A 25,958-nucleotide genomic window follows, 5' to 3' on the forward strand; every position below is an offset into this window, starting at 1 on the left:
ATTTTATTTTTTACCTTCCTCTATCCACTATTTCTATCTTCACCTATCGAAAGATCTTCTTGAATCAGACTATTTATCATTTAATTTCTCCTCTTGTATTCTTTATTGTTTTTTGAATCCAATTTTTTAATAATGAATCTAAATATCGATGGAAAGATTATGGCGTTGATCTATTTGTTTCAATTACTGGAATCTGCCATTTTTATTGAAGCCTGGAGGTTCGCTATGGAGGAAACACTGAAAAGTATTTTATCAGAATTGAAAGTTTTAAATGAGAGGCACCAAGAAATAATGGAAGGCCAAAATGGACTAATAGGACGGATTGAAAGTATAGAAAAGGTACAAAAAAAGTTAGTTACGAATACAAAAAATATCAATCATAATCATGAAGAATTAATTAGAGCGCAGCACCAGAACAGGATTCGAATAGATCATATAGAAGAAGTTAAAAATGTAATTTCTTTGGGGCATAATGAAATTAGAGAGTTAATTAAACAAACAACTATGTACATGGCTGGAAAGCTGTCACTATCAGATAGACTTAATATGGAGATTGATTTATTAAACGACCAAGAGCAGAAAGGGCTTCTAAATAAAATCAACGAAAAAATTTTTCTAAGAAATAATAAAAACGCATGGAATGAACACTGGGATGATAATGATTTTTAATAATATGTATGGCTGTCAATTTACAATCAAAAAATGGGGGTACTTGGATGGAAGAAAAACTAGATATTATACTCCTTGAACTAGGAAAATTAGATTCAGGTCAGAAAGAATTAATTACCCGTACAGTTAGAATGGAGAAGGGACAGAACGAATTATTAGACCGTACAGAAAATTTGGAAATAGGGCAGAAAGAATTAATAGGGTGTACGGATAATTTGGGGAAGGGGCAGAAGGAATTAATTACAGGACTCAAACAATTAACTATTCGGACGGAAAAACTAGAAAAGGGTCAAAATGAATTAATTACGGGTCAGAAACAGTTAACGACGCGGACGGAGAATTTAGAAAAGGGACAGACAGAATTAATTATTGGCCAAAAACAGTTAACAACTAGGATGGAGAATGTAGAAACAGGGTTGGATCACTTGTCAGCCGGACAAAATGAAATAAAAGATTTAATTAAGCATACCACCACTCTAATGACAGAAAATTTTACCTATATAAGAAAAGACATGAAAGCTTTAGCCTTTGATGTTAACTCTGATGTTGAACTTTTATTCAAAGAGGTTGCAGACGTAAAAAGAAGAGTAAATAAACTTGAGAATAAGTAAGGAGAAAAAAGTTCCGCTAGTGGACGTCCTCATTCTTTAACGAGTTAAACGGAGTGTTGATAAGGTAAATTAAAGTTTTATATCACTATTTATTAAAGCAATGCCCTGACCTACAGACCTCTATATCTTCCTAGGGGTCTTTTTGGTGTGTTTTATAGGTATTTTGATCATGGAAAAAGCTTCATAAAAAGTGTCGTGGAAAACCTAGAAATGCATGTTATGAACGGAAATTCTATTCTTTTCCTCCTATTTAGAAATATATAACATAAGGGAAAAACCTATCTATAAAAATAGGAATATAGCAAAGGGAAATTCACTATTTATGAAATATTGAAACTTTTCTGTAACATAGCCGTAATAAAACTATAGGCTTATAGAAAGAAGGGAGACGGAATGGATACTATAAAAAAGATATATAAAACCGTTGGACTTATTTTTTTATTGGCACTTGTCGGTATTGTCGGTTTCACCACTTGGTACACCGTCGATGAGAGTGAGCAAGCCGTTATTATTACCTTTGGTAAGGTTGAAGAAGGGGTAAATGAACCCGGGCTGCATTTTAAGCTTCCTTGGCCAATTCAATCGGTTGAAACGTTATCAAAGGAAACCTTTAGTCTACAATTCGGATATGAAGAGAAGGATGGGGAAATCAAAGAGTTTCCAAATGAAACGAAAATGATTACAGGTGATGAAAATATCGTTTTAGCCGACCTAGTCGTCCAATGGAAAATAACCGAGCCAGCCAAATATTTATTTAATGCTGAGAAGCCAGAAGAAATCTTGTATAATGCTACCTCTGCATCTTTAAGAAGTATTATCGGCAGTTCGAAAATTGATGACGCCCTAACCTCTGGAAAGGCTGAAATTGAAGCGGATGTCAGGGATTTGTTATCTACATTGGTAGAAAAATACGATATCGGGATTTCAATCCTTGCGGTTAAGCTTCAGGATGTGGAGCTTCCCAATGATGAGGTAAGAAAGGCATTTACAAATGTTACAGATGCCCGTGAAACAATGAATACAAAGATTAATGAAGCAGGGAAATATCGAAACAAACGGACTAATGAAGCCAAAGGGGAAGTGGCTGCCATTGATTCAGCTGCCCTAGGTGATAAAGCAGCAAGGATCGAAACAGCAAGAGGCGATGTTTCCGTTTTCAATAAATTGTACGAGGAATATCGTACCAATCCTGATATTACTCGTGAGCGTTTAATTTTGGAAACGCTTGAACAGGTTCTCCCGAATGCTGAAATTTATATTATGAACGATAATGGAGATACATTGAAATATTTCCCAATCAGACCTTTGGAAAAAGAGCAGCCAAAGACAAATGAGGAAGGAAGTGAAAAAAATGAGTAATGACAATGTAGTCAACATAGAGGGTCGTGGTCCAAAAGGCTTCAACTGGCAGAGCTTCAAAAAAATAGGCATCTTTTTAGTCATTGTCATCATCCTTTTAGGGGTATTGCTATTTAACCTCATCGTTGTAAAAGAAGGCGAATATAAAGTGATTCGGCAGTTTGGTGAAGTGGTACGAATTGTGAAAACTCCAGGGTTAACCTATAAAGTTCCGTTCATACAAAGTGTTACGACTCTGCCAAAATATCAAATGACGTATGATGTGACCGAAGCTGAGATTAACACCAAGGATAAGAAACGGATGCTCATCGATAACTATGCCATTTGGAGAATTGAAGATCCGAAAAAGATGATCACCAATGCTAGGACCGTTGAAAAAGCGGAATCCCGAATGGAGGAATTTATTTACTCCGTCGTTCGTTCAGAGCTCGGGCAGTTAGACTACGATGAAATTATTAATGATGAAAAATCTTCACGCGGTTCTTTAAATGATCGGATCACGGAAAAGGTGAATGACCTTCTCGGAAATGATCATTATGGGATTGTGGTTACTGACGTAAGGATGAAGCGCACGGATTTACCTTCGGAGAATGAACAGTCTGTATTCACCAGAATGATTTCTGAACGGGAATCGAAAGCACAGGAATATCTGTCTATGGGTGATGCAGAAAAGAATAGAATAGAAGCAGATACGGATCGCGAAGTGAAGGAATTGCTATCAAAAGCGAAAGCTGAAGCTGAAACGATTCGTGCTGAAGGGGAAGCGGAGGCAGCTAGAATCTATAATCAGGCGTTCTCAAAAGATCCAACCTTTTATTCCATGTTCCGAACTTTAGAATCGTACAAAAAGACGATTAATGACGAGACCGTTATCGTCCTTCCATCCGACTCCCCATATACACGTTTGTTGATGGGATATACAAATTAATCATAGATACCAACAAGTTAAATGAATGGTAATGCCCTGCTAATAGCTTCGGTGTAGCAGGGCTTGTCCTATCTCGTAAGAAAAAGGTTTTTTAGGTGAAACATAAAAAGAAGGGAGCGAAAGGAAGTGAAAGGTATAAGGATCGTTGCGTGTATTTCATTCATACTTGGCTTTATGCTTATGCTGCTCCCAGTGGACAGCTCTGCAAAAGGTGAAGTTGTCTATGTTGTACCGATTGAAGAAACAGTTGAAAAGGGATTGTACGCCTTTTTGAAAAGAGCCGTTGAAAGTGCTGAGAATGAAAATGCGGACGTGATTATTTTTGAGATCAATACCCCTGGTGGAGCCGTTGATGCTGCTGTAGATATTGGCAGGCTGCTTACTTCCACGAAAACCAAGACAGTGGCTTTTATTAATAACCGAGCGTTATCCGCGGGTGCCTATATTTCATTAAATATGGATGAAATCTACATGGTGAAAGGAGCAACGATGGGAGCGGCTGCAATCATTGACCAGAATGGTAATACAGCTGGAAAGAAAGCGGAATCCTATTGGTTTGCCGAAATGAAAAACGCGGCCATGCATGCTGACCGGGATCCCATTTATGCCCTGGCGATGGCGGATGAAAATGTTGATTTACCAGAGTACGGAGCCGAAAAAGGGAAATTATTAACATTAACCTCTGAGCAGGCTGTAGAGGTCAAATATGCTGAAGGAATTGTTAACAATCTTGATGAACTGCTTGAATTACTCGGATACTCCGAAGGTGATGTACGAACTCTTGAAGTAAGCATGGCTGAAAAAATTGCCCGCTTTATCACGAATCCATTTGTTTATTCACTGTTACTAACGATTGGACTTCTTGGTATCGTATTGGAATTATTCTCACCTGGTTTCGGTATTTTCGGGTTGATCGGAGTTTCATCATTGCTGTTGTTTTTTTATGGACATCTCGTTGCAGGGCTTACAGGTTATGAAACACTAATCCTATTTATTATCGGGATCGCCCTTATACTATTAGAGTTGTTTATATCAGGTGGTATTGCAGGGATCATCGGCTTTATCGCAATTGTTGCAAGTTTCTTTATGGCAGCAGATAATCCAGTTTATATGGGGATATCCCTGCTAGTGGCCATTATTGTTTCCATATTGATATCTGCTTTAATGATTAAGGTTTTTGGTAAAAGAATGCGCCTGTTTAAAAAGCTCATTTTAACTGATTCCACGAAGACAGAAAGCGGGTATATTGCAAATACAAGCCGTTTAGAATTAATCGGATTGGTTGGGGATACCGTAACAGTCATGCGGCCATCTGGTACCATTCTCATTGAAGACGAAAGGTTAGATGCTGTAAGTGAAGGTGGCTTTATTGGCAAAGGATCGAAAGTAAAAGTGGTGAGGGCAGAAGGGTCCCGAATTTATGTAAGAGAAATTCCGACTTTGGATAAGGCATTAAATCAAAAAAATTGAGGTTGTTTCCCCAAAAAGAATACAAAGACTTTAATTATTTGAAATACTACTTGTGTTTTGTATTAATAATGATAAATGGATAATTATGGTGTAAACTGAATTTGTAATATACTAATTCTTGGAGTAATTTCATATACAAATCTATTTAAAAAGAAAACACATCTGGACGAACGATCCTCAACTACTATAGATGAAGTCGACGAGATTTAACTAATGATAAAAAGGTTTACTGGCAAAGTAGAAAGATTGATGAATGGACTTATAACGATAGACCGATTTATGGTAAGTGATAGAACTATGTGATAGAGGTTTAGGAGGAGAGCTCTAATGTATTTGTTTGATAAAGAAAAGAGTGAACAACCGCAATCGAACTATGTACAACACTTCTCAACAAGAATTCCGTGGAAGGATAACGATTATACTGGGCGAATTGACAATAATCCTAGGTTTAATGTAGCTGCACAAGTAATCCCAAACATTGCATCGTCACGGGACTTGGAATTTGAGGAAACAAATAAAGGTAAAAGTTACGAACAAGTTGGACCAGTAAGAATGCAAAGCTGGATTACAGAGAACGCTGCGTTCATGAGTGAAACCAAGCTTGAACTTAAAATGAACCATCCATATAAAAAAGGAAATGCTAAGTTCACGCATTTCAAAGAAACAACTTTTGAGATGGAACCCTATTCATTCTTATTGCGCCCCTTTTCATGGACATTAAAGGATAATGCCAATGAGAAACAAAAGTATTACAACTTTTATTTTGACATAGAAAAAACAGAACAAATGCTGGATTGGTCAAGCTCTTGGGTATCGCATGGAGAATCTCAAAAAGCCATCTTCGATTACTTCTTTTCTGGAATTAATCCGCACAATTCATTGATATTTCCATATTACAAACAAGTTCCATTTATCGAAGATAATCGGCGTGTCATTGCAGGAATAGGAAATATCGTTTCAAATGTAGAAATTCATGAGTATGAGTCTGATGGAAGTAGTGACGAAAAAAACTATATTTGGGAGACAAATGCAGCTCATTCAATAAGTAATGGTGGCAAAGCTGGCTTCTTAATGCCATATCTTGAAATATCCGAGTATGTAAAGAAGCATCCTGATTTTGATGTATCGAGTGTCACATTGTTTGAACCAGCAGGTTTTAGATCGGAATTTTCATATGCAGCTGAATGGGTTAGCTATGATGCGGCTATCGATGTGTTAAATCAAGCCAAAACTGCATTGAAAAATATAGCTAAACTCAAGCTAAAAGAAGCCAATCATGAATGGGTTAATGTTCAACTTGAATATATTGAAAATCAATTAAAAAGCGTTTGGAATCAACGTGGTATATTCCCAGGATTAGGTTCAATTTTATCAGCTTTCGGTGTTAGATATGGTTTTGATGTTGCTAAATATGTTGATACATCTGAAAACGACCTGATTTCTGAATTGAAGTTTTACTTTTCAGGTGATAAAGAAACTGGGATCGAAAAATTGGATGAAAGCTTAGCAGAAAAAGAGGATGAGTTTTATGGTTTACTAAGAGACGAAAACAAAACTAAGTATTTTGAACTTTTGTCTCGATTGAATCTTTCTGTTGAACAAGCTATTTTTGTTTGGGGTAACTTGAAAATTCATGCAGCAAAAATTGTTGAAAACCCATACCTATTATTTGAACTTACACGAAAAGAAAAGGCTGAACATCAAGTTACGATTTCTCAAATCGACAATGCCATGTTTGTGAATCCGAAGGTGGAAAATAAGTATCCTCTTAAAAAACCAACCAAAATGAGAACCGAAAGTGATAAACGCCGTTTTAGAGCTATGGTGATATTTGTTTTAGTTCAAGCTGTAAATCAAGGCCATACTTTACTGAGCTATGATCAAATTGTTGAAGAAATTAACAAATTACCATTAGATCAAAGAACGGATTTTCAAACAGAAAAGATTGAAGGTGTTCTAGAGTTCTTGGAGGAAGGCGAATTGTACGTTGATGTGGAAAATACATACATCAAACTAAAAGAATATCAGGATTATAAACATTTGGTAGTCGATATAATAAATAGCCGTTTAGGAACTAGTTTATCAAGTGAACAAAACTGGAGAAAAATTATTGACGACCAATTTGGAGAACTTCAAAAAAATAATGAAGTAAACGATGAACTGGCCCGTGATGAAAAGGCTAAAGCGTTAAAGATTCTAGAATCATCTAGAATATCTGTCTTATTGGGAAGAGCTGGGACCGGTAAAACATCAGCATTGGGGATTTTTGCTTCTTCAAAAGAAATTAAAGCTGGTAGAGTATTAGCATTGACTCCCACTGGGAAAGCAAGAGTTCAACTTGAGAATTCATTTAATAAAAATAATGTTGAAGCTGAGTTTATGACTGTGGCACAATTTTTAATTCGGTCAAAAGGTTTCAGCTCTAACACAATGACATATAAGATCCCGAGCAAACCTAGTTCGAGTATCGCCAAAACCGTTATTATCGATGAAAGTTCTATGCTGACTGAAGATATGTTTGCTGGCATACTTAAGCTTGTTGATTCTCATGCTGAGAGAATTATCTTTATAGGAGACCCAAATCAATTACCTCCGATAGGAGCAGGTCGCCCATTTGTCGATTTGATAAATTATTTAGAAAATGCTTATCCTGATAAGGTCGCAACATTGAAGACTGAGATGAGACAGGGTTCAGGTGGGGATGATTTGTCATTTGCTCAATTATTTTCAAATTCGAATTCAGTTGATAAAAATGTAATTTATCTTATTCAAAACAATCAAACAGATGATCGTCTTAAATACATTCAATACACCAATTTAGACGAGTTAGAAAAAGTGTTCTTTGAACAATTAGTAGAGATAGCAAAGATGAATGATAAAGACGATATTGATGGTTTCAACAAAAGTTTGGGAGCTGCTGTAGGTCAATATACAACGTATCCAACTAGTAAACATATAGAAGACTGGCAAATTCTATCTCCAACTAAATTCATTGGTGCAGGAAGCTATTATTTGAATAACCAACTTCACCAAAAATATCGTCAAGACATTGTTGAAAAATGGAATGCATTTGCGTGGTCAAAAAACAGTCCTCAATCTGTTCAAAATATCGTTTACGGAGATAAAGTCATTTCTAATGTTAATGGTGAGAAGGACTACTGGGATGGTTCAACGGGAAAAGCATATATTGCAAATGGTGAAATCGGTATTATGTCAGATTACCCTGGCCACTATGGCAAAAAGGATAAGAATACTAGTTGGTATAAATTCCGTTTTGGCTCATTTGAAGGAAAGATATTTTCATATACCAAAGCTGATTTTGGTGGTGAAAATAGCGATTCTAAGTTAGAACTTGCTTACGCTCTTACAGTTCACAAATCACAGGGCTCTAGCTTTGGCAAAACCATTATAGTTATAAATGGTAAAAGTTCATTTGTTACAAAAGAACTTTTGTATACTGCGTTTTCTCGCCAAAAAGATAAACTAATTGTATTAAGTGACTTGTCAATTCAAGAATTGATTCAGTATGCGAATGACTGGTATTCGGATACGAAACAACGATATACAGACTTATTTGAAGTTCCAAACATCATTGAGATTGAGTCTCGTAAACAAAAACGGTACTTTGAAGAAAAATTGATCCATAAAACGATTCGTGGTGAAATGGTAAGATCAAAGTCCGAAGTAATTGTGGCTAACATTCTTGATAAGATGAAAATTGAATATTCCTATGAAGAACCATTAGATGTTAATGGTAAAACCTATATTCCAGATTTTACTCTGCGCTGCCAAGGCAAAACTGCTTATTTAGAGCATCTTGGAATGCTAAGCAATAAATCATATAAGTTGCATTGGGACGAGAAAAGAGCAAATTATGAAAGTGTGGGAATTTCAGAAACTCTTGGAAATTTGATCATTACAGAGGATGGATTAGACGGAAGTTTGGATGCAACATTAATAGAGAGTAAAATTCAAACATGGATAAAAAATAGTTAATTTATGAAAGGGCAAGGATTCCAAGGCAGCCGATTATAATGAGGTTGTAACACAAGGTATATAAAGGATATAGATACAAAAGAGTTATAATAGATTTTCAGCCATTCTAGTAATGGCTGTTTTTTTATTTGTGCTTTATTGTTAGACATCTTTCGACATGTCCATTTTATATAATTTATAGTTCCTTCCTTTCTCTTTTATAAACAAAGTAAGTTATTGTTTACTTATTCATCTATACAACCATAATATTATTTGTTTTTTATTGACATAAACCAAACGTTATTGTAATTTGTTTATATAATAACAAACGAAATATATTCGTGTTTGTGTTTATTTGAAATGAAGAGGGTGTGTTTTATAAGGATGGAACTATCAAATGTTTTTTGGAATGCATCTTTCGATGAACTGAAAAAGGGGTATATTCAAGACTCTGATTCATTAACTTGTCTATTATGTGGTGAAAAGATAGAAAAAGGGATTGTTTATCCTTTTGAAAATAAATTATATGAAGCTGAACGATATATGCGAATTCATATTGAACGTGCCCACGTATCCGTATTTGACTATTTACTTGGGATGGATAAGAAACTTACGGGTCTTACCGAACATCAAAAGAACCTATTATCCCATTTTTATCAGGGGAAAAATGACAAAGAAATTCAAATGGAATTGGGTATTGGAAGTGTGTCTACTATTCGTCATCATCGTTTTGCCTTAAAAGAAAAGGAACGTCAGGCAAAAACTTTTTTGGCTATGATGGAATTACTGAAAGAAAAAGATGAACATGCACCTGCTTTTGTACCTGTGCATAAGACAGCCACCATGATCGATGAGCGATATAACATTACGCAAGATGAACAAGAGCAATTGGTTAAGAAATACTTCTCAGAAGGAGTTTTAACGAAGTTTCCCCAAAAAGAAAAACAAAGACTTATTGTCCTAAGAGAAATTTCTAACCATTTAAAAATGGATTACCAATATGATGAACAGGAATTAAACCAGATTCTTAAAGGCATTTATGAGGATTATGTAATAATTAGAAGGTATTTAGTCGAATACGGCTTTTTAGACCGTACATCAGATGGAAGTAGTTATTGGTTAAAAAAGTAAATGAAAATGAGCAGGTGAATAAAATGGACCGCAAAAAAGAGTTGAAACAACAATTTAAGGAAACATCCGTTGAAGCGGGAATCTATCAGATCAAGAATACGATCAACAATAAACTATTGGTTGGAAGTACGAAAAACTTTAAAACTCTAAATGGCATAACATTTATGCTTGAAACCAATGGGTACACCACCAACAAAGAGCTGCAAAAAGAATGGAACGAGTACGGAAAAGATGCGTTCAAGATTGACATCCTAGAAAAATTGAAAAAAGATGATGGACCTTATTTTAACGAAAAAGAAGCTTTATTGGCACTGGAAGATAAATGGCTAGAAACCTTACAACCATATGGAGAACGTGGCTATCACCAAAAAAAGTCTTAATTTGTGCAGCCCTTATATGTTAACTACCAACTAGTTTATAAGCTTTTAAAAAGGCCGATATTAAAACTGAGGTTGATTTGACTGTTAAAAGGTAAGTCGATGAGGAGGAACGAATATGAAAAAAAATGAAGAAACGATCTCGTTTTCAGCCAATAAGAAATGGCTTGCTATTCCTGTAGATATGCGCAAACAACTGGAACGAAATGTTTTTTGTAGTTATTGTCTTGATGTTGTTCAGATCGAAAATTATGTTGTTAAAGAATCTCCTCCAGGTATTGCTCTTGAGGGGACCTGTAAAAAATGCGGAAAAGGTGTGGCCAGATTTATTGAGTAGTATTAGATTACTTTTTCATTGTATAATATTAAATTCCAATAGCCTTGCTATTGGAATTTTTTTATAATTTTGCTGTGATTTTGTTTTCCAATAATCTATAAATATCATCATAATATAATTATGTAAACTATAAAATATTCTGCTTTTTCGTAATAACTAACTTCCCCTATCTCTTATCCACTTAAGAAGGATGAATAAAAAGTGAAAATGTACAAAAAACTAATTTGCAAGCATATTTTAAGGGGGAAAAAATGAGTATCAATAAGGATTCGGCAAAAATATTAAGCAGCAATTTATTAGGGTTTATGGATAGAAATACAGATAAAGAAACTTTTAATCAATTTTCCGCTTTATTATTTAATGAACTTACATATATATTTGAAACTGAAGAAGTAATTGGATGGTTTTTAGATTGGGCGAAGGAAGAAGGTAGTAAAAAAGAGTAATATTAAAAATCAGATTCATGGCTTTTTGGAAGAGGCCAGGATTTATCTTGAATATACTTGCAGCTGATTGAAAAGTCAGCTGTTTTTTGCCGCGTACGGCTCCGATTTTTTTGTAATACAAAATATAATTTGTTAGTCGAAAAGGAATATGTGAATTATAATAAAATCCTATAAATGTACTAGAATATGGAGGAAAAACGAATGAAATTTCCAAATGACGCTGATGGTAATGCTTTACATAGTCTATATAAAGATGGATTAAATTTTAAAAAACAACACTCAGTAGAATTCTTTGTTGCCGTGCCTGATAAAGCAGCAGGTGAAAAATTATCGAAAGTACTAAAAGAAGAAGGATTCAATTGTTTCTTAGAGCAAGACGACGAAACGGAAGAGTGGGCATGTTGCTGCTCGAAAAGAATGTTATTAAATTATAATGAATTAATTAAAATACAGAATAAATTAAATGACTTAAGTAAGCCACATGGGGGGTATTCTGATGGTTGGGGTGTATTTGTGGAATAAAATGATTAGGGAATTAAATAGATGATTTCGACTTTTTTACTAAGAATAAAGTAACGGTTGAACAAGTACTGAACCTTTGAAGCAATTGAAGGAGAAATAGATTAGGTTAATTACTAAAAAAAGACAAAATTTCAGCATGTTTGCCGATTTTAGGTTAAGTTTGATTCCACCGTTCGGTATACCTTGACCTAAACGAAAACGTCCCAAGTACTCAAAACCACTTGGGACGTTTTATTTGTTCGCGCAATATGGGTGCAATTGCCTGTGTCACTTCCTGTTTTTCTTGTTTGTAAACAAAATGACATTTTTTCACAAAAATGATAAATAAGATAGAGGAAAAATGTCCTATTATATCGAATATTGTAAGTGTGTTGCCAGTTTATAATAAATATATTGATTCATATTAAAAGTTTGTATGAAAAATGGAGAAATACGGATAATCCCACTTGGGGTAGCTTTTGTTGGGAAACAATGGAAAAATATATTGAAAACTATCGAATAACTAAAGAAAAATGGTTAGTCTTTTAAATGAAAATTTGAGGTGAAAAAAATGGTCATACCGAAAGGGATAACCCGAGAACATGTAATAAGTGCAATAACTCGTATTAATGCAATGGGGATAGAAAGTTTAAATCCGTCAACTGGTTATGATTTATTTTATGAAGGCCGATTATATCCACCTAAGGAAGTCTTACAAATTGCAAGTAGAGAAGCATTCGGTTTAGAAATTAGGAACCTTCACGGTGGGGATCAAACTAATAACTTTCTTATTAAACTTGGGTTTGATATTGTCCTAAAAGGGACAAAAATGAAAATAGATTTAAACCATGTGAAGAATAAAAGAAAGTAAAGTTAATTATAAATTTTTTATAGAAATTCTAAGACTTATTAAGGAATTTAATATAAGGGAGCGTGAAAGACTTGAGGAAGGCCTACATAATTAATACTAACCGGACGAATGTGCCTAGTGGAGAAACTGAGAGGGACATGTTGAGAAATGAGAAGTGTTCTGCTTATTTTTCACCATGGAAAGAGAAAATTAGCCAAATACAACCAAATGATTTAGTATTTTTATATAGCAATAAAACTGGCATTATTGCAAGAGGAATTGCTACAGGAGTAATGGAGATAGGGGATTATTTGAATGATGATGGTTTACATATTAATGAGGAATATTATATGCATTTAAACCGATTTGAAAGGATTGGAAGACCAGTATCATCATCGGATATAAATGATATTGTAGGAAACCATGTTGTATTAGCACAAACAATGGTGTCAATGGACTACAATCGTGGTTTAAAGATATGGCAAGCTATAACAAGGAAATATTTAAAATAGATTTCTAGATTAAATAATAATAATTCGTCTCTTCACAATAATTGAGATTATAAGAATTTAAATATTTATAAAGTTAGGTTTGGTATCCCATAGTCTCCAATTTAGAGCTCGAGTATATTGACTAGGCAAAGTTTTTAATAATTAATGGTTAATCCTTGGCTAGAATCAAAAATGAATGGATGGTGATTAGTTAGGTGGAAAGTAAGATTTCAGCAGGTCAACCCAAAACTTATACACTATTGGGAGCAGATAATATCCCATATGGGAGTGTAACCCCAGGTATGTTGGGAGGAAACCGGAAAAGCAAAATTTATGGGCGTTTTGATTGTCATGCTGCACTTCGTGCCTTAAAAATTGGTGGATATGAACAATATCGAGTTTTTTTTGCTGATGAAAAGACAGCCATTGCAGCTGGTTATAGACCTTGTGGAGCCTGCATGCGTGAGCAGTATGTTAAATGGAAAAATGAAAAGGACAAGCAATAGGATATTGGAAGTTTTATAGTCAGCAGGATATGAATACTAGTTTATACTTTCAGCAAAATATAGTTTCCTTTCAAAGAAGGCCTTGATAGATCCAACGATTTAACAAATAGGATTTCCAGAAAGCAATAAGCTAATCCAAGAAGTGGAAATATACCACAAAGATTTATAGTTAGTGGATAAAATGGATAATCATTGTAATGGTAATAAAGAGAGGTGAAAAAAATGGATACATCTAGAGATATTATAGAAGATAAAGACGAAAAAATTGCACAGCTAGAAAGACAATTAATAGAATTAAAGGAAGCACAACAGCAAAGTGCTGCAACTATTGCGGTAGGTCATAACACAAGATCCTTATCTCCACCGACAGGAATAATTAAATCTTTCTTAAAAGCTAGTGTATTAAAGATTATTTTAGCCATGGTCATCCTTGTTTTTTTAATCGTCATCACTTCAGGAGGAATTCGGCTATTTAATGACAGTACCTTAAAAAAAGAGTCTGTCATATTTGTTGAACATGTTCAAGAACTCTCCACATTGGCAACAGCTGAAGCTCATATGAAAGCGGTTATACACGAAGAGGATACTAAGAACCTCTGGAATATTAATCTGCCAGGAACAAAGCGAGAGTTACTATTAGTTGTACCTGCGAAGGTTATTGCTGGGGTTGATTTGAAAGGTATTACTTCTGAGGACATGGTTATAAATGAAGAAACAAAAGAAATAGATATTACCCTTCCTCATGCAAAGCTCATCCAGGAACCATCACTACAAATGGATAAAATACAAGCGGTTGACAATGGTGGGCTTTTCCGAGCTGATATTAAAATGGATGAGGGGTTTGAGAAGGCAGCTGATGCACAAGAGCAAATTCGTCAAGAGGCCATCTCTGACGGGTTACTAGATACTGCAGAGAAGAATGCAGAAAAAGTGTTAAAAGAATTTTTTAAGAATATTGGTTATACGGTAAATGTGACGTTTAACTAAAGGACTGCCAGCCTATACTATTTGGGACTGGGGAAGCACAGGGGTTTGTCAAATTCTTTATGTAGTAAACCGACAATCGTTATCCAAATTTTTTAGTCTTCTAGATATTCTGTGTGAAGTATTAGATGCATAGAAACATATTTCTTTAAGATACTAGTGTTTTAATAAAATGAGAATTTGAAATTATGGTGTAAAAATGTACTGTAATATACTAATCCTTGGAGTGATTTTATGTTAAAAAATCTATTTAAGAGGAAAACAGAACTAGACGAATTATCCTCATCTAATATTGATGAAGTTGACGAAATTGATATTGAAGAAGAACTAGTTGCTGATTTAAAAGATGAAGCAGAAAAACTGAATGTTGAAGATCTAAATCAACACGAGGAGCATTTCTCAGAGGAAAAGTTTTGGAGTAAGGTACAGAAATTCTCTAAGAGAGCTGGAACTTCTGTAGTCTACGCTGTCCTATTACTTTATTACACACTTCAAAAGCCAGAAGTACCATTAAAAGTTAAAGCAACAATTGTTGGGGCTTTAGGTTACTTTATTTTACCTCTAGATATTATACCCGACTTAGCAGTTGGTGTAGGATATGCTGATGACTTAAGTGTAGTAATATTCGCATTAATTCAAGTAGCTCTATATGTGGATGATGAAATTAAAATCCAAGCAAAAAATAAACTAAGAGATTTATTTGGCGATAATGTAGATACAACTGAGATTGATAATAAACTAGTTAGATAATGGTATCACTTACATAGTGTTTGATGAAGGTAAATACTATCATTTAAGGTGCTATAGATAAACACTCCTGCCCTTGCAGTGAGTGTTTTTTTTCTATAATTAAGGCGTATAGTGCACTTACTCGCCGTTTTAAAGGATGCTTATAATAGTCTTCTTGGGGAAATGTTACAAATTTATTTTACAAATATACTTATGGGAAAGAAGCATCTGTAAATTATTTCATGTTAAAATTGTATAAAAAGGTCGTTGTTAGGGGGTATTCAATGAGTCTATCTGCCTTATCACCCTATGAACTAGGAGAATCCAACCATGAAGATGCAATTCCATATCTTGTTCATTACCTGAAAGACGTGACAGATAACGAAAAAAAGACTTGCTGCTTCAGCAATAATGAAATTATCAACAAAGTTTCCTTATAAATATGCAGATACATATCCTTACTAAAAAGGTAATGCAAAAAATTGAAATGATGCAAATTAGTATTATTGCACGACATAAATAAAAACATGGAGGTATAGGTATGTGGGTAATATTTGGAGTTATTGCAATAATAATAACTTTTATAAATCTTTACTTGTATAAAGCAGGAAAAGATTATAAGCTTGCTATGGCGATGGGATTATCGTTTACAGCATTAACACTTTGTGCCGAATACAGTCTTGTATCGATGTGGGTAGAAGTGGAAGATTGGGCAGCTTTAATGGATGTAGTACCTGGTATGGAAAGGGCATTATGGTTTTTGACAATTGTTTCTATCTTCCTAAATATTGCACCTATACTTTTAGAACGAAAAGGTAAGAAAATAACTTCCACTTAAGCTAACCGACTAGACTCTTTTTTAAGTTGTGATTAAAATTATGGGTAACACTAAGTAGATGGGTCCTCATAAGGGACCTTATTTTAATTGCAATCTATAAGGAAGTGAACTATGAACTATACAACGGAACGTACACGGCGTCAAATCATACATAGCTTTATGGTGGTGCTTCAAACGAAGCGATTCTCTTCGATTTCGATTCAAGATATTTGTGAGGAAGCATTAATTCATCGTACGACGTTTTATCGTTACTACGAGGATAAATATAGTTTGCTGCGAGATTTTATCTATCATTTATCGGAGGAAATCATTACCCTTAAGAACAATTCAGATCGTGATACCTTTAAATTACTTGTCGACTATGTAGACAAACATCTAGTGTTATTTGAAAACACCTTATTAAGCTCTGATGGGCATATTCTTTTCAAAAGCATGGTGAAAATTGCTAGTGATATACTACGGGAACATTCCAAAACAGAAAATGACCACATTGCTATGAAAATCAATCAATCGAAGTATCCTGAGGTGATGTGCGATTTATATGCAACAGCTTTTATGACGATCTTACAGAATTGGATTAGTAAAGAGTACCATTATGAAAAAGAGGAATTATTCGAGATTTTTAATCAGGTGATGTTTTAAATGAGACAAAATGATATAAATGTATTATTTTGATGCACTCGTCCTATTTTGCTTTTTGAACCCTTCCCAAACCCTTGTTATAGTGACTAATGTGAAAAAAAATCTACGAACGTTGTTCTTTCCTGAAAATGATAAACCAACAGGGAAAACAGACATGTTAGACGAAAGCGGGAGGGGACAAATAAGGTGAAATCAATTATAAAAGGGCGTTGGGCGATATTTGCCATTTGGCTAATTGCCACGATCGTGCTAACCGTCATTCAGCCTGATATTAATGCCATATTACGGCAGAAAGGCCAGCAGGGAACGGGTGGTGATAGTCCATCCGTGGTCGCAGACAATATCCTGAAAAAAATGGACACAACGAAGGGTACGAATAACCTAATCGTTTTTTATGATAAAAATAAAATTTCTGAAGAGGAAATGAAAAAGATTGGGGATGCCGTACAGGACATTCATGACAGCAGCAAAGAGCTAGGGATTACGGATATGATCGACCCGTTCAGTTTACCGGAAGCAAAAAGCTCTTTATTTTCTAAAGATGAAACCACCGTAATGGTGAGTTTTAAGATTGATAAGAAATCAAGAGAAGTGGATGATATTCAAAAGGAAATTGACAGTAAACTGAAAAACGTTCCTGTGGAATACTATTTGAGCGGTGAAGATTTCATTAATAATGATTATTTGAAGGCCTCGATGGAAGGTGTCGAAAAGAGTGCAGCATTGACGGTTATTTTTATATTAGTCGTGCTGATTATTGCGTTTAGATCCGTTGTAACACCGTTGATATCGTTAATCACGGTAGCCTTTTCTTATCTTGTTTCGATGGGGATTGCCGCCCAATTAATTGATAAAGCAGATTTTCCAATAACGAGTCTTACCCAAATGCTTTTAGTTCTCATTCTCTTTGGGATCGGTACAGATTATAACATCCTTTTGTTTAACCGATTCAGAGAAGAAATGGCACAAGGATATTCCGTCGATGAATCCATCATCAGAACGTATCAAACGGCAGGTAAGACGATTGCTTATAGTATCCTAACTGTATTTATTGCTTTCCTTGCACTCATTTTTGCCGAATCGCCAATTTATCGATCTGGTGTAGTCGTTGCGATCGGGGTAACGATTTTATTGCTTGAAATTGTTACTTTAACTCCTTTCATGATGAAAGTGTTAGGCAATAAACTTTTCTGGCCATCGAAGAATGTAAGTGGTCATAAGGAAAACAAGTTTTGGGGGAGTACTTCAGCGTTTGGTGCAAAACGTCCACTGCTATCGGTTATCGTCATTCTTTTAATCATTGGACCAATGGTGTATTTCCATCAGGAAAAGCTTAACTTTGATACAATCGGTGAACTAGGAAATCGATACTCTTCTACTAAAGGCTTTAATATCGTGGCAGAGCATTTTGGCAAGGGCCAGGCAATGCCTGCTACCGTTGTCATTGAAAATCGCTCCGCTTTAAATAATAATGAATCTCTAGCTGTGATTGATAACTTAACGGAGAGTATCAAGGATATTGATGGCGTTAAGCAGGTTTCTTCGGTCACCCAGCCACAAGGGGAACAGATTGATGAATTTTATGTCGACAGTCAAATGGGTTCCGTAACAGACGGTATTTTCAAAACTCAGGATGGTGTCGATCAAATAAATGACGGCTTAAAGCTCGCTCAGGAACAACTGGGTTCGGCTGACTTCTCTCAAGTGAACCAAATGGTTGATGGTACGGCAAAGCTACAGGAAGGAATCAACGCTTTAGCCAATGGATTAAAGCAAATCCAGGCCGGAATAGATAATGGGTCCAGTCAATCTGAAACCATCAGCAATGGTATTGGTACCATTGAAACCAATCTTTCTCAGATGAGCAGCGGTGTTGCCTTGTTAGCCGACAATTATGGGAAAATGCAGGCTGGTTATGCTGAGATGGGAACACACTATCAAGGCGCTGCACAAGCTCTTTTGGGTGTAAAAGGGACGCTAGCTCAAATGAAATCCATGCTGACAGATCTAGGGGAAAGTATACCAGCTGTTACGAGTGATAGTAATTACCTGGGATTAGTGCAGACAATTGACCAACTATCATCGTCGTTAACTCAAATTACTCCGGAAGGGATTCAGCAGTTAAATGACAATTACACTACCGTTACGTCTGGTTTTGCAGAAGCGAATAAGAATCTGACAAAAATGAGTGGCGGTTTAGCGCAAATGGCAGATGGTTTGAAAAAATTGAAGGATGGACTTGATCAAGCTTCTTCAGGAATAGGAACAATTGTAACCAATATGAATAGTGTCAGCGATGGCCTTGGTGAAATGAAATCCGGTCAGGAGCTGTTGGTAAATGGTCTCAATGGATTTAGTGTTTTTGGAGAAAAACTTGCGGAAGTAAATGGCGGGTTAGAGCAAATTTCTGATGGACTAGGGCAAACAAACGGTTTCTTAACACAATATAAGGACAATAAAACGTTCTTTATTCCAAAGGAAGCTTTGACTGATACAGGCTTTAAGAAATCATTAGACACATTTATGTCCGATGATCGGGATATAACTAAAATGATGATTGTGTTAAAGGATGATCCATATTCACCGGAAGCGTTAAATACAATCAATAAAATCAATGCAGCTGTTTCATCTGGACTAAAGGGAACAGAACTGTCACATGCTAAGTTTGGCACATCCGGACCAAGTGCAACGACGAATGATATGAACGAAATATTGAGCCGGGATTTGAACAGAACCACAACGATCGTTATTATCGGAGTATTACTCGTGCTATTTGTTGTCATTCGTTCATTCTGGACACCGGTTTTCATTACGGCATCACTACTTGGTGCCTATTATGCGGCGATGTTTATTATTAACTATATTTTCATCGATTTACAGGGGTATTTTGGGGTTTCATCCTTTGTCCCATTCTTCTCCTTTATCATTATAGTCGCCTTGGGAGTCGACTATAGTATCTTCTTGATGATGCGCTTTAAGGAATACCACCATATGTCTCAGAAAGAGGCAATCGTGTTGGCCTCAAGACATATTGGCGGAGTGATTATTGCGGCAGTCATCATTCTTGGCGGTACGTTCGCAACTCTAATGCCTGCTGGGATCATGGTTTTATCTCAATTGGCGGTTGCAGTTATTACCGGACTCATTGTCCTATGCTTTGTACTGCTTCCAATCTTCTTGCCGGCAATGATTGCCTTGCCAGAAGCTCTTGCGAAGTTATTTTCCAGAAAAAAGCAAGAGGGATATAGTTTAGAAGAAAAAACAATGTAATAAGAGTGTCAGAAGGGGACGGCGGAATTTTTGCCGTTCCTTTTTTTAGTTGGTAGTGGTAATTATTAGTTTTGAATTTTTTACAGTACTGTACTAAACTATAATAGTTCTTGCATTCGCAGATGAAGCATTCATCTATTTTGATATTTCGAGATCCTTTAGAGAAAATAATATGAAATAGGAGAGTCGTAGAATGAAAATGAAAATGAGCTATTTCATCTTACTTTTAACGGCACTCTTTATTGTTGGTTGTACCAACGCAGAAGATGTGCCCGCTACAGAAAAAGAAACGACTACTGTGGTTGTTGATGAACCTGTCGTAGAGGAAACAGAACCACAAACTCAATCAAATAAGGAAATGTTCGCAGGATATAAACGGATTGAGGTGGATGGTGGTGATTTGTCTGGATTACGTGAACCTAATGTGGTCGTTGATATTGGTTATGGTGATCGTGAATATTGGGCATTTACGAATGAATACGGGCAGCTTGTACGTGTCATTGCGGACGAAATCATTCTGCAGGATGACCTTACCGAACCTGTAACATCGTCTGGCAGGTACTATGCTGATGAAGCAAAGGTTCCTGGTGTCGAAAGAGCAGATTTAGATGAAGGACATATTATTGCAGATTCACTTGGAGGGGTATCGAATGCTTATAATATTACCCCGCAAGATAGTACGCTTAACCGGCATGGTGATCAAGCTTATATGGAAGACGCGATCCGTAAAGCAGGTGGAGCTACTCATTTTGAAGCCATTATCACCTATCCGAATACAAAAACACAGATCCCTTCAAGTTATCAGTATACCTATACATTAATGGGTAACGTGATCGTTGATACATTTGACAATGTGAACCCTGATGACGTAAACGAATCACTCGGTTTAACAGGCAGTGAGCCTTCCGATTCAACGAGTTCAAACAAAAACGGTGATATTTCTAGTGTTGATACAAACGGTAATGGACAGGTGACGATTAAAGAAGCAAAAGCAGCAGGTTTCAGTATGCCAATAACGAGTGATCATTGGCTCTATAAATATATGGACGATCGAGATGGTGATGGGCTAGTAGGTGAGTAAACTTTGCTGCGTAGTACAAATATACTGTTGAAAAATTACGGAGACGAATACTTAATAAGTAATCGTCTCTTATTAATATATGACTAAATACTGTGCAGAAACTATTTCCATAATTTTGGAAAATGCAAACAACCATTCGTTATCTTCTGTTATGATTTAGTTAGAAGATATGTGATCTTGTGAGGTTTTTCACTTAAGCAGGATAGTTAAATGATAAAACAAAGATCATATGTCGAAGTAGAACCAAATTACGACGGAAACACTTTAAAATTATTTGGTAAGAGAAAATAAAAAATCCAGTCTTCACTTACTGGATTTTTCCCGAGATATGAATAATTGATATGGATAAATAACAAGAGCGAATAGAATAGACACGAGATAAATGTGTATTGGCTTAAAATTTACTAATTTATATACTTTGAATTTTTGCATTATCCAGTTAACAGGATAAGCAAGAAACAAATCCATTACTGTATTTGTAAAAAGGTATATCCAAAACTTTCCGAAAGTTAAACGAAATATCCAGATGGTCCCTATAAAGAATGGTCCTAATATAAAGCTTAAATCATTAAAAACTTTATTCAGTAATCCACCTTTTACCTTCCACCATTTAAAAGGAATGGATAGCATACAATTAATTGCAACAAGCAATGACGCAAATGTTGCAACGGGTGTATATTTTTTAAACACATTTTTGGGGATAAAGAAGACTGTTAGCCAGGGGACCAATAATAGACCGATTCTAATTATAGTTACAAACATAATCTTCTCCTAAGTTATTTTCCATTATTTTGCATGATGATGGAAAAGATATACCAATTAAAAATTTTTTTAATGCCGGAGTTTGAATTAAAGATGCAGCATCGAATTAATAAGAAAAGTAAATACCAATTAGTAAATTTTATTTTTTAAGATTTTTAAGATATTTAAAGTGTAATAAGTGCAGTAACAAAAATGATTTTTTAAACGGAAAGAAATTAATAAACACAACGCCTGAAACAGGGAAGAGAATTAAGATTGGCAAGAAACCTGCATATTGTACACCTGGAGAAATGTAGCCGTATAAATGATACTTAATGTCTAAAAGCACATCTGTTAATAAACCCAGAAGAATTGAAAATAAAATGACTGTGTATTGTTCGAACTGTGAGAGTTTTTTAGGAATCCAATATGCCACCAATATAAAAACAATACAGGAAATTAGCAAGAAAACCATAATGATCCCTTTTTAAATGAACCGAGACGATTTCCTCAATTAAAAAGTATTATTCTAAAAAATTCAAATGGTTAATTGCGCATTTCCAACAAATTATGAAGTAAAAACACTTTCATTGTTGAACAAACGGAGCAGACTAGTTCAAGAAGAAACGAGAATGGAGGATTTTATGAAAATTAGAGAAGCTAAATTGAAAGATTCGAAACAAATTACGAGATTATCCTATCAACATGGCTATGAAATTTCAGAAGCTGATGTTTATAAACATCTTGAAAAATTATTATCCAATAATGATAATGCTGTTTATGTTATTGAAATAAGTGATGTAGAAATAGCTGGATGGGTGCATGTTCATGGAAGACATTTAATAGATGCTCTCCCGTTTGCTGAAATTGGAGGGTTAGTTGTGGATGAAAACCATCGTAGAAAAGGGTACGGAGAAAAGCTGATGCGGAAATCTGAAGAGTGGGCAAGAAAGAATAGCTATCAAGAGGTACGTTTAAGGTCTGGCGGTCAAAGAAAAGAAGCTCATGAATTTTATAAAAGTATTGGTTATAAAAATGTAAAATGGCAAGAAGTATTTTCATTGATTTTAAGCTAATAACTTTCTTATTCAGCTAACGGGTGCGTTGATCCAGCAGGATTAACGCATTTTTTGTGGAATTTCTTATTGAATTAACGTGGCAGGTGTGCGGCCGAGCCTAGGTCGTATCATATAGCGGGTGGGATTCCCGCCGAGTAAGAATTAGCCATTCGCTCGTAGCGAGTCTTGGAGGGCTAAAGGTAACTTTTAGTCTTTAAGCGTAGACAGTTAGGTAGCGGGCCGAAAGCCAAATGGTTGAAGGGATTGAGCTCCATAAACGTTAGTAAATCGAGAGGGCTGATGCCCTACCTGCGTGCAGAAAGCTACATTTTATCCTTCGTTAAAGGCAAGAAGGATAAAACCTCTCTGGAGTCAGAGACCTTGGCACGTTACACATTGATATGATACGGCAACTCGGGAGACCCTACCGGTCTTTTCTATTGAAGAGTATGGTCTACAAGCGATAACAAGCAAGGAAGCCAAATGCCGATTGTAGGGAGTCGGATAGCAGCGTAGTACCAATGAAGTTGGGTAATGCCGATGGAGGGAAGGCTAGCTACCAGTTATCACCCTTACTAGAGACACATTTACTACACACAGAGGTAGGAATAATAAATGGAAACAAAACTACTAAGGATAGCAGAATTAGCAAAATCCGAGCCTAAAATGAAATTCACATCTCTTGCGCATTTATTGAATGAGCATTCCCTAAGTCAGTGTCATCACGAATTGCCTAATAAAAAGGCAACTGGTATAAACGGAACAACAAAAGAACAATACAGTGACAGCCTGGAAGAAAATATTAGGGACCTAGTAAGTAGGCTCAAAAGAAAAAGTTATCGTCCTGTTCCAGTAAGACGAATGTATATCCCGAAGCTCAACTCAAACAAGATGAGACCGTTGGGAATACCGGAACATGAAGATAAAATTGTTCAAAGAGGCATTACGAAAATACTAAATGCAATCTATGAAAATGACTTTCTAGACTGCTCATTTGGGTTCCGTCCAAATAGAAACTGCCACGATGCGCTGAAAATACTGAATCAATATATTGAGAAGAGAGCGGTAAGTTATGTAGTAGACGTAGATATCAAAGGCTTCTTTGATAACGTTGACCATAAATGGATGATGGAATTCTTGAAACTTCGAATCACTGACCCTAACCTACTGAGAATAATCAGCAGGTTTCTTAAAGGTGGATATATGGAGGAAGGTAAGAAATACAAGACAGACAATGGTACACCGCAAGGTGGAGTGATATCTCCGATATTAGCCAATGTCTATCTCCATTATGTTCTTGATTTATGGTTTGAGAAAGTGGTTAGGAAACACTGTAAAGGCCAGGCATATATAGTAAGATACGCAGATGATTTTGTTTGTTGTTTTCAGAATAAAAGTGAAGCCGAGCAATTCTTCCATTCATTAAAAGCGAGATTAAAGAAATTTAACCTGGAAATAGCCGAGGATAAAACCAAAATAATTCCTTTCGGCCGCTTTGCGGAAAAGAATGCAAAACGTGACGGAACTGGTAAACCGGATACCTTCGACTTCCTTGGATTTACACACATTTGTGGGATAAGTAAACACGGGAAATTCCGAGTAAAGCGGAAAACCAGCAGGAGGAAGGTTCAAGGTAAACTAAGAGAAACTAAAGAATGGTTGAAGAATAATAGGAATAAAGATATTCATCTTATTATGGATAGATTTAAACGCTCACTAATAGGTTATTACAACTATTATTGCATCACTGATAATACCCAAACTGTTAACAACTTTAAACAGAAAATCGAGTGCTTACTATTTAAATGGCTAAACAGAAGAAGCCAAAGGAAATCCTTTACTTGGGACAAATTCAGGCTCTTTCTTAATAAATTTCCACTACCTTCACCAAGAATCAAAGTGAATATTTATGATTTAAGAAAAGAGATTAGTTACATTCTGTAAATGATAATTTGGAGGAGCCGTGTGCGTTAATAGCGCAAGCACGGTTCTGTGAGGGGGGAGGAGTGCAATTTACCGCAAGGTAGAAAGGCTCCCTTCTACTCGACTACTTGACGAAGGATTCGGTATTACTATATCGAATATCTATGAAATGCCCTTTTCGTATCCAATTAAAAGGAAGTAAATGTTATTATTATAATAAAGATGGCTGCTCTTCTATTATAGGTGGAGAAAGCTTTAAAACGATATAGTGCTTTTATAAAGGAGTTGTATAAAATGAATGAAACTAATGGTACAAAAATAGAACACTCTTCAAGAGCAGAAAACATCCTATCTCAGATCAATAGTAAAACGAAGCTAGGCGACTTACGAAAAATTGCGAAGGACATTAAAAAAGATCACGAACTAGCTATGGAATTTTGGTCAACACAAGAGTTTTTACCCAGACTATTAGCCATCTTAATTATGGACAAAAAACTTCTAACACAAGATGTGCTAAATAAGCTTGATATGGATATGCAGACTCACACTTTTGATGAGCGAAACAACTTAATGGATTGGTTAATGGCTAATCAGCTCTCCAAAGACAAGAAGACCATTGCATTGATGGAGTCATGGGAAAATAGTCCTTCTGCTCTTCAAAGGCGAGCTTTCTGGTATTATCAAGCGCGATTGAGATGGACTGGACAAACCCCGCCTGATAACACCGAAACGTTGATATCTGTAATAGAAGCAAATATTACGCAGGAAAAACCGGAAGTTCAATGGGCTATGAATTTCACCGCCGGCTGGATAGGCGTGTATGATGAAGAGAATCGTGCACGTTGTATCAAACTTGGTGAGAAAGCGGGTCTTTACAAAGACGAAATGGTAGCGAAAGGATGTACTCCCAACTATTTGCCGGAGTTCATTAGAATTGAAGTGGACAAACGAAAATAATACGTTACTTCTTATGCAACAAAAGGTAAACCATATAAATTCTAATTGTTATTGATAAATAGTAATAATTATATGGACTGTTAG

The 25,958-nt window shown here is 35.7% G+C and carries 24 protein-coding genes; all 24 read left to right on the forward strand.

Annotated elements, in window-relative coordinates; translation table 11 throughout:
* Positions 1-225 precede the first annotated feature (225 nt).
* Positions 226-669 carry a hypothetical protein gene (locus SFC47_RS07195; RefSeq protein WP_411253554.1) on the forward strand — a complete coding sequence of 148 codons (444 nt, stop codon included), beginning with the start codon at positions 226-228 and terminating at the stop codon, positions 667-669.
* 47 nt (positions 670-716) lie between these two features.
* A complete protein-coding gene (locus tag SFC47_RS07200; protein ID WP_411253555.1) occupies positions 717-1,280 on the forward strand; it encodes a hypothetical protein in 564 nt (187 codons plus the stop codon).
* Between the two features lie 393 nt (positions 1,281-1,673).
* Positions 1,674-2,639 (forward strand): FtsH protease activity modulator HflK, encoded by a 966-nt coding sequence (hflK, locus tag SFC47_RS07205; RefSeq protein WP_411253556.1) that lies wholly within the window; start codon positions 1,674-1,676, stop codon positions 2,637-2,639.
* Entirely contained in the window at positions 2,632-3,567 is a 936-nt protein-coding gene (hflC, locus tag SFC47_RS07210) for a protease modulator HflC (RefSeq protein WP_411253557.1), read from the forward strand. The genes hflK and hflC overlap by 8 nt, the downstream gene beginning before the upstream one ends.
* Before the next feature lie 126 nt (positions 3,568-3,693).
* Positions 3,694-5,037 carry an NfeD family protein gene (locus SFC47_RS07215; RefSeq protein WP_411253558.1) on the forward strand — a complete coding sequence of 448 codons (1,344 nt, stop codon included), beginning with the start codon at positions 3,694-3,696 and terminating at the stop codon, positions 5,035-5,037.
* 327 nt (positions 5,038-5,364) lie between these two features.
* Positions 5,365-9,033, forward strand: coding sequence for an AAA family ATPase (locus SFC47_RS07220; RefSeq protein WP_411253559.1), 3,669 nt, complete (start codon positions 5,365-5,367; stop codon positions 9,031-9,033).
* Positions 9,034-9,396: 363 nt separating this feature from the next.
* Positions 9,397-10,143, forward strand: coding sequence for a DUF2087 domain-containing protein (locus SFC47_RS07225; protein WP_411253560.1), 747 nt, complete (start codon positions 9,397-9,399; stop codon positions 10,141-10,143).
* 23 nt (positions 10,144-10,166) lie between these two features.
* A complete protein-coding gene (locus SFC47_RS07230; RefSeq protein ID WP_411253638.1) occupies positions 10,167-10,523 on the forward strand; it encodes a GIY-YIG nuclease family protein in 357 nt (118 codons plus the stop codon).
* A 115-nt stretch (positions 10,524-10,638) separates the two neighbouring features.
* Complete coding sequence (locus SFC47_RS07235; RefSeq protein WP_411253561.1) at positions 10,639-10,857, forward strand: hypothetical protein; 219 nt, start codon at positions 10,639-10,641, stop codon at positions 10,855-10,857.
* A gap of 251 nt (positions 10,858-11,108) precedes the next feature.
* Entirely contained in the window at positions 11,109-11,303 is a 195-nt protein-coding gene (locus SFC47_RS07240; RefSeq protein WP_411253562.1) for a hypothetical protein, read from the forward strand.
* Between the two features lie 201 nt (positions 11,304-11,504).
* A complete protein-coding gene (locus SFC47_RS07245) occupies positions 11,505-11,825 on the forward strand; it encodes a ribonuclease E inhibitor RraB (protein WP_411253563.1) in 321 nt (106 codons plus the stop codon).
* A gap of 550 nt (positions 11,826-12,375) precedes the next feature.
* On the forward strand, positions 12,376-12,675 hold the full coding sequence (locus tag SFC47_RS07250; RefSeq protein WP_411253564.1) for a ScoMcrA-related endonuclease: 300 nt from the start codon (positions 12,376-12,378) through the stop codon (positions 12,673-12,675).
* Positions 12,676-12,746: 71 nt separating this feature from the next.
* The gene (locus SFC47_RS07255; RefSeq protein WP_411253565.1) at positions 12,747-13,166 is read left to right on the forward strand and encodes a hypothetical protein; all 420 of its coding nucleotides are present in this window, start codon (positions 12,747-12,749) and stop codon (positions 13,164-13,166) included.
* 194 nt (positions 13,167-13,360) lie between these two features.
* Positions 13,361-13,651 carry an Ada metal-binding domain-containing protein gene (locus SFC47_RS07260; protein WP_411253566.1) on the forward strand — a complete coding sequence of 97 codons (291 nt, stop codon included), beginning with the start codon at positions 13,361-13,363 and terminating at the stop codon, positions 13,649-13,651.
* Positions 13,652-13,873: 222 nt separating this feature from the next.
* Positions 13,874-14,638, forward strand: a complete 765-nt coding sequence (locus tag SFC47_RS07265; RefSeq protein ID WP_411253567.1) for a DUF4230 domain-containing protein — start codon at positions 13,874-13,876, stop codon at positions 14,636-14,638.
* A gap of 231 nt (positions 14,639-14,869) precedes the next feature.
* Complete coding sequence (locus tag SFC47_RS07270) at positions 14,870-15,385, forward strand: YkvA family protein (RefSeq protein WP_411253568.1); 516 nt, start codon at positions 14,870-14,872, stop codon at positions 15,383-15,385.
* Between the two features lie 263 nt (positions 15,386-15,648).
* Positions 15,649-15,804, forward strand: a complete 156-nt coding sequence (locus tag SFC47_RS07275) for a hypothetical protein (RefSeq protein ID WP_411253569.1) — start codon at positions 15,649-15,651, stop codon at positions 15,802-15,804.
* A gap of 101 nt (positions 15,805-15,905) precedes the next feature.
* Positions 15,906-16,202 (forward strand): hypothetical protein, encoded by a 297-nt coding sequence (locus tag SFC47_RS07280; protein WP_411253570.1) that lies wholly within the window; start codon positions 15,906-15,908, stop codon positions 16,200-16,202.
* Between the two features lie 111 nt (positions 16,203-16,313).
* A complete protein-coding gene (locus tag SFC47_RS07285; protein WP_411253571.1) occupies positions 16,314-16,844 on the forward strand; it encodes a TetR/AcrR family transcriptional regulator in 531 nt (176 codons plus the stop codon).
* Between the two features lie 186 nt (positions 16,845-17,030).
* Positions 17,031-20,114, forward strand: coding sequence for an MMPL family transporter (locus SFC47_RS07290; RefSeq protein ID WP_411253572.1), 3,084 nt, complete (start codon positions 17,031-17,033; stop codon positions 20,112-20,114).
* Between the two features lie 193 nt (positions 20,115-20,307).
* The gene (locus SFC47_RS07295; protein WP_411253573.1) at positions 20,308-21,195 is read left to right on the forward strand and encodes a DNA/RNA non-specific endonuclease; all 888 of its coding nucleotides are present in this window, start codon (positions 20,308-20,310) and stop codon (positions 21,193-21,195) included.
* A 1,385-nt stretch (positions 21,196-22,580) separates the two neighbouring features.
* Positions 22,581-23,012 carry a GNAT family N-acetyltransferase gene (locus SFC47_RS07300; protein WP_411253574.1) on the forward strand — a complete coding sequence of 144 codons (432 nt, stop codon included), beginning with the start codon at positions 22,581-22,583 and terminating at the stop codon, positions 23,010-23,012.
* A 597-nt stretch (positions 23,013-23,609) separates the two neighbouring features.
* The gene (gene ltrA, locus SFC47_RS07305; protein ID WP_411253575.1) at positions 23,610-24,938 is read left to right on the forward strand and encodes a group II intron reverse transcriptase/maturase; all 1,329 of its coding nucleotides are present in this window, start codon (positions 23,610-23,612) and stop codon (positions 24,936-24,938) included.
* Positions 24,939-25,211: 273 nt separating this feature from the next.
* Positions 25,212-25,874 (forward strand): DNA alkylation repair protein, encoded by a 663-nt coding sequence (locus SFC47_RS07310; RefSeq protein ID WP_411253576.1) that lies wholly within the window; start codon positions 25,212-25,214, stop codon positions 25,872-25,874.
* Positions 25,875-25,958: the final 84 nt, after the last annotated feature.

The organism is Neobacillus niacini (genome assembly GCF_046591715.1).
Taxonomy (GTDB): domain Bacteria; phylum Bacillota; class Bacilli; order Bacillales; family Cytobacillaceae; genus Neobacillus; species Neobacillus niacini_L.

Excerpts from the sequence above, each read along its gene's own strand:
- SFC47_RS07250 (WP_411253564.1), top strand. The coding sequence starts at position 12,376 with ATGGTCATACCGAAAGGGATAACCCGAGAACATGTAATAAGTGCAATA.
- SFC47_RS07285 (WP_411253571.1), top strand. The coding sequence starts at position 16,314 with ATGAACTATACAACGGAACGTACACGGCGTCAAATCATACATAGCTTT.
- SFC47_RS07265 (WP_411253567.1), top strand. The coding sequence starts at position 13,874 with ATGGATACATCTAGAGATATTATAGAAGATAAAGACGAAAAAATTGCA.
- SFC47_RS07240 (WP_411253562.1), top strand. The coding sequence starts at position 11,109 with ATGAGTATCAATAAGGATTCGGCAAAAATATTAAGCAGCAATTTATTA.
- SFC47_RS07195 (WP_411253554.1), top strand. The coding sequence starts at position 226 with ATGGAGGAAACACTGAAAAGTATTTTATCAGAATTGAAAGTTTTAAAT.
- SFC47_RS07280 (WP_411253570.1), top strand. The coding sequence starts at position 15,906 with ATGTGGGTAATATTTGGAGTTATTGCAATAATAATAACTTTTATAAAT.
- SFC47_RS07275 (WP_411253569.1), top strand. The coding sequence starts at position 15,649 with ATGAGTCTATCTGCCTTATCACCCTATGAACTAGGAGAATCCAACCAT.
- hflK (WP_411253556.1), top strand. The coding sequence starts at position 1,674 with ATGGATACTATAAAAAAGATATATAAAACCGTTGGACTTATTTTTTTA.
- SFC47_RS07310 (WP_411253576.1), top strand. The coding sequence starts at position 25,212 with ATGAATGAAACTAATGGTACAAAAATAGAACACTCTTCAAGAGCAGAA.
- SFC47_RS07225 (WP_411253560.1), top strand. The coding sequence starts at position 9,397 with ATGGAACTATCAAATGTTTTTTGGAATGCATCTTTCGATGAACTGAAA.
- SFC47_RS07235 (WP_411253561.1), top strand. The coding sequence starts at position 10,639 with ATGAAAAAAAATGAAGAAACGATCTCGTTTTCAGCCAATAAGAAATGG.
- SFC47_RS07200 (WP_411253555.1), top strand. The coding sequence starts at position 717 with ATGGAAGAAAAACTAGATATTATACTCCTTGAACTAGGAAAATTAGAT.
- SFC47_RS07230 (WP_411253638.1), top strand. The coding sequence starts at position 10,167 with ATGGACCGCAAAAAAGAGTTGAAACAACAATTTAAGGAAACATCCGTT.
- ltrA (WP_411253575.1), top strand. The coding sequence starts at position 23,610 with ATGGAAACAAAACTACTAAGGATAGCAGAATTAGCAAAATCCGAGCCT.
- SFC47_RS07245 (WP_411253563.1), top strand. The coding sequence starts at position 11,505 with ATGAAATTTCCAAATGACGCTGATGGTAATGCTTTACATAGTCTATAT.
- SFC47_RS07220 (WP_411253559.1), top strand. The coding sequence starts at position 5,365 with ATGTATTTGTTTGATAAAGAAAAGAGTGAACAACCGCAATCGAACTAT.
- SFC47_RS07270 (WP_411253568.1), top strand. The coding sequence starts at position 14,870 with ATGTTAAAAAATCTATTTAAGAGGAAAACAGAACTAGACGAATTATCC.
- SFC47_RS07295 (WP_411253573.1), top strand. The coding sequence starts at position 20,308 with ATGAAAATGAAAATGAGCTATTTCATCTTACTTTTAACGGCACTCTTT.
- hflC (WP_411253557.1), top strand. The coding sequence starts at position 2,632 with ATGAGTAATGACAATGTAGTCAACATAGAGGGTCGTGGTCCAAAAGGC.
- SFC47_RS07300 (WP_411253574.1), top strand. The coding sequence starts at position 22,581 with ATGAAAATTAGAGAAGCTAAATTGAAAGATTCGAAACAAATTACGAGA.